The sequence below is a fragment of the Agrobacterium sp. DKPNP3 genome (genome assembly GCF_052686535.1).
Map to the genome: position 1 here is coordinate 1 of NZ_JBQYSN010000172.1, position 3,595 is coordinate 3,595.

Here is a 3,595-nt window from a genome sequence, read left to right on the forward strand (position 1 = left end):
CGTTTCGCCGCGCACGCGGAGCGCCATCAGGAAACCGCCGATCTGCGACGGGGTGGCTTCGCCCGACATCAGAATGTCGAAAGCCGTGCGCGCGTCTTCGCGGTTCAGGCTTTCTCCGTTCGCGACCTTGGCGATCAGCGGCTTCAGTTCGGCCATTTCTCGCCCCCCGTGTCAGAAGCCAACCATCGCCTGATCGGCGAGGGCTTGGTTGATCGTCACACCATAGTCATTCTGCAGGCGGTTGACCATCTGGTCCAACATGTCGTCGCCGGCTGCGCGGGCAATGGCGGTGAACTGCTGGTCGTCGTTGGCAAGCGCGTCCGGCGCGGCGCTCGTGTCCACGGACGTAACCTTGAAGAGGATGCGGCTGGAACCGTCGGCATCGGCCGCGGTGCCCACCAGACCTTCGGCTCCGGCAAAGACGGCAGCGATGGTCTGTCGGCCGAAGATCGCGTCTTCGCTGGTGCGGCGCAGGCCGGACTTTTGCTCCACGGCAAGGCTGAGTTCACCGGCGACGGCTTCAAGCGTCTCGCCCTTTTCAACGCGGGCCTTCAGCTCGTCGGCCTTGGCGGCAAGCGCGGTGCGCTGCTGCTCGGCCGTCCAGTCGGCCACGACATCGTCACGAATTTCGGCAAGCGTGCGGTCGCGGGCAGGGATGATCTGCTCGACGTCGAACCAGATGTATCCTTCACGTCCGAGATTGATCGGCAGGGCTTCCGTGCCGGGTTCGGTCTTGAAGGCTTCCTGCGCCAGCTGCGGCGAGGGCAGGCCCTCGACGGCGTCGCCCTTTTCATTGAGGCCGGCGGCATCGATGGCGTCGATGGTGACGGGCTTCAGGTTGAGCTGCTTGGCGGCATCGGAAAGCGACGAGCCGCCGGCGCGCAGGTCTTCGTAACGATCGTGCACGTTCGTGACTTCCTCAGCCGCGGCGGCGGTAGCGAGATCCTTGCGGATATCGTCCTTGGCTTCATCCAGCGTACGGGTGGTTTCCGGCTTGATACCGGTGACGCGCAGGAGAACCGGGCCGAAGGCGCCGTCCACCACGGGCGATACGCCGCCATCCTTCTGGATGGCGAAGGCCGCATCGGCAATCGACTGGTCGGGAATGGTATCCTTGGTGAATTCGCCAAGCGTCACGTCGGATGCCGTCTTGCCCTGGTCTTTCACCACCTGATCGTAGGTGGTGTTGCCGAGCCTGATCTGCTCGGCGGCAGCGGCAGCCATTTCCTTGTCCGGGAAGGTCAGTTGCTCCACCGTGCGGCGGCCGGCGGTGCGGAAGCTGTCCTTGTGGCTGTTATAGTAGTCGGCGATCTGCGCATCGGTCACCGATGCCGGCTCGGCGATATCAGACGGCTCGAGCTTCACGTAGGTGAACTTGCGGAATTCAGGCGCGCGGTACTTTGCCTTGTTGGTTTCGAACCACGGCGTCAGCACGTCGTCGCCCGGCGCCTTGACTGGCGGGATGACGGCGTTGGAGAGAATGACGTAATCGACGGTACGCTGCTCGTTGCGATATTGCTTCAGCGCGTCAACCAATACCTGCGGCGCGGCAAAACCATCGGAAACGGCTTCAACGATCTGGCTGCGCACGGCGACCTTGCTGCGCTCCTTGATGTAGTCATCCTCGCGGAAACCGGAGTTGCGCAGGCGCTCGGTAAACAGGTTGCGATCGAACTGGCCGTTGACGGATTTGAAGGCCGGGTCTTCGGCGATGAGTTTGGCGAGACGGTCTTCCGAAAGCCCGAGGTTCATCTTCGAAGCCAGCTCGTCGAGCGATGCACCGGCGGCAAGCTGGCTGAACACCTGGCGGTCGATGCCGAAGGCCTTGGCCTGCTCGGTCGTCAGCCTCGTGCCGAACTGGCGGCTGAGATCGGAAATCTGGCGCTGGTAGGCAAGACGGAATTCCTGCGGGCTCACCGTCTGGTCGCCCACCGTCATCACAGCATGGGAATTGGCAGTGACAAGCGATGCGGAGACGCCCCAGACGCCGAAGGAAACAACAAGCAGGAGAAGCAGCAGCTTGGCTGCCATGGTTCGAGAAGCATTTCTCAGGGAATCGAGCATCGTTATGCAAACCTCACAGGAACGTCATTCCGGTCGCCGGCTGTCCGGCCCGCAACGTATCGGCGTTCCTTAAATCAATCCATTCGGAAATTGAAGGGAATTTCCCTTGGAAAAACGGGGTTTTGAAAACGGTTGTGTGATTGGGGGATGAACGGGAAGCGAAATATTCAGAGCGACAGTGTCGAGCTGATAAGGAGGCTGGTCAAACTCTTCACCCGTCATTCCGGCCCTGAGCCGGAATCAAGCCAGCCCAAGTCCTTGGGCTGAAAAGAGTTTTTTCACCGCGCAAACGCGCGTTGGCTGGATTCCGGCTCAAGGCCGGAATGACGGAGGCGTATAATAAGAACCTTGGAAATGTCCGCCCGCCCTGACGGCAAAACAAAACCGCCTGAACGAGCCAGGCGGCGTCAAAGAATGATGTGGATAGGCCTGATCCGCTCTACCGCGCTTAGAAAGCGCGGTCGCGCCGGACAGCGTCCTTGAATTCCTCATCCTCACGCCGCATTTCGGCGATGACGGAGATCATTGATGTCACGAACATTACGCTGATGAGGGCCAGTAGCATCGTCAGAAATGTAAACATGATATCGTCTCCGAGAGATTGAGGATTTCTCCCCGCTATCAGTAATAATTCATGTACTGATAACGGGCGGTCAGCTGCGGGTAGTCCGGGCCCTGGGTTTCAGGCTTCTGCTCATAAAGACTAAACGTCGTTGCTACCATTGCGATAACCAGTACTGTCCAGGCTGTGCTGATGACGCTGATCTTCGCCGAAGTAGACTGTTTTTCTCTTACAAACATCTGTCTGTTCCTTTGGTTTCTTGTTAACGCGCCACGTCTGATCATGTTCCGCGTCAATCGTAAAAATCGATTAGCATCGCCCCGGTGAAACTTCCTTGAATGGCTCGTTCATCTGGCGTTCAGGAAACTGGCTGGGACTCTCATTCGAGAAAAACATACTCGGCAGCGAATGACGCGATGATCGAAAGGACGATCATAAAGGCCAGCATTTTTAGTTCTCCGGATGCTTAACGGGTGAAAGGCGTTTCGGTTTCCCGATGCTGTGCATTTAAACAAAATAGCTCTGAAACCGCCCTGAACGCCGCATTCATCGGGGGTTCACCGGGCCGCAGCGGAGGGGTGGGAAGAGGATAAAGTCTTGCGCCGCGTTGATCTCCATGACAAAAGGCGGGCACATGATACCCAGCATCGAAACGCGCCCACCATCTGAGAGCGATATGACGATTGCCTTTTATCCAGGATCATTCGATCCGATGACCAACGGACATCTGGATGTGCTTATCCAGGCGCTGAACGTTGCGTCGAAAGTCATCGTTGCCGTCGGCATCCATCCGGGCAAAGCGCCGATGTTTACCTTCGAGGAGCGGGCGGCGCTGATAAAGCAGGCGCTTGCCGAGCAGTTGCCCGGTGAGGCGGCACGCATGGACGTCGTCTCCTTCGATAATCTGGTTGTCGATGCGGCCCGCCAGCACGGGGCGCAGCTGCTGCTGCGCGGCCTGCGCGACGGCAC

General features: G+C 59.1%; 4 protein-coding genes and 1 pseudogene. 1 reads left to right on the forward strand and 4 read right to left on the reverse strand.

Annotated features, from left to right (window positions below):
* The 4 genes and pseudogenes from ACUTJJ_RS24870 to ACUTJJ_RS24885 all read right to left on the reverse strand — a co-directional run.
* Positions 1–156, reverse strand: a pseudogene (locus ACUTJJ_RS24870) (anthranilate phosphoribosyltransferase); the annotation flags it as partial.
* Between the two features lie 15 nt (positions 157–171).
* A complete protein-coding gene (locus tag ACUTJJ_RS24875) occupies positions 172–2,064 on the reverse strand; it encodes a peptidyl-prolyl cis-trans isomerase (RefSeq protein ID WP_445543763.1) in 1,893 nt (630 codons plus the stop codon).
* Between the two features lie 448 nt (positions 2,065–2,512).
* Positions 2,513–2,647, reverse strand: a complete 135-nt coding sequence (locus ACUTJJ_RS24880) for a hypothetical protein (protein WP_256366746.1) — start codon at positions 2,645–2,647, stop codon at positions 2,513–2,515.
* A gap of 38 nt (positions 2,648–2,685) precedes the next feature.
* Entirely contained in the window at positions 2,686–2,865 is a 180-nt protein-coding gene (locus ACUTJJ_RS24885) for a hypothetical protein (RefSeq protein ID WP_003503030.1), read from the reverse strand.
* 437 nt (positions 2,866–3,302) lie between these two features.
* On the opposite strand from ACUTJJ_RS24885, the gene ACUTJJ_RS24890 reads away from it, so the two are divergent.
* Positions 3,303–3,595 (forward strand): pantetheine-phosphate adenylyltransferase (locus tag ACUTJJ_RS24890; protein WP_445543764.1); only part of this gene is annotated, 293 nt, incomplete at its 3' end.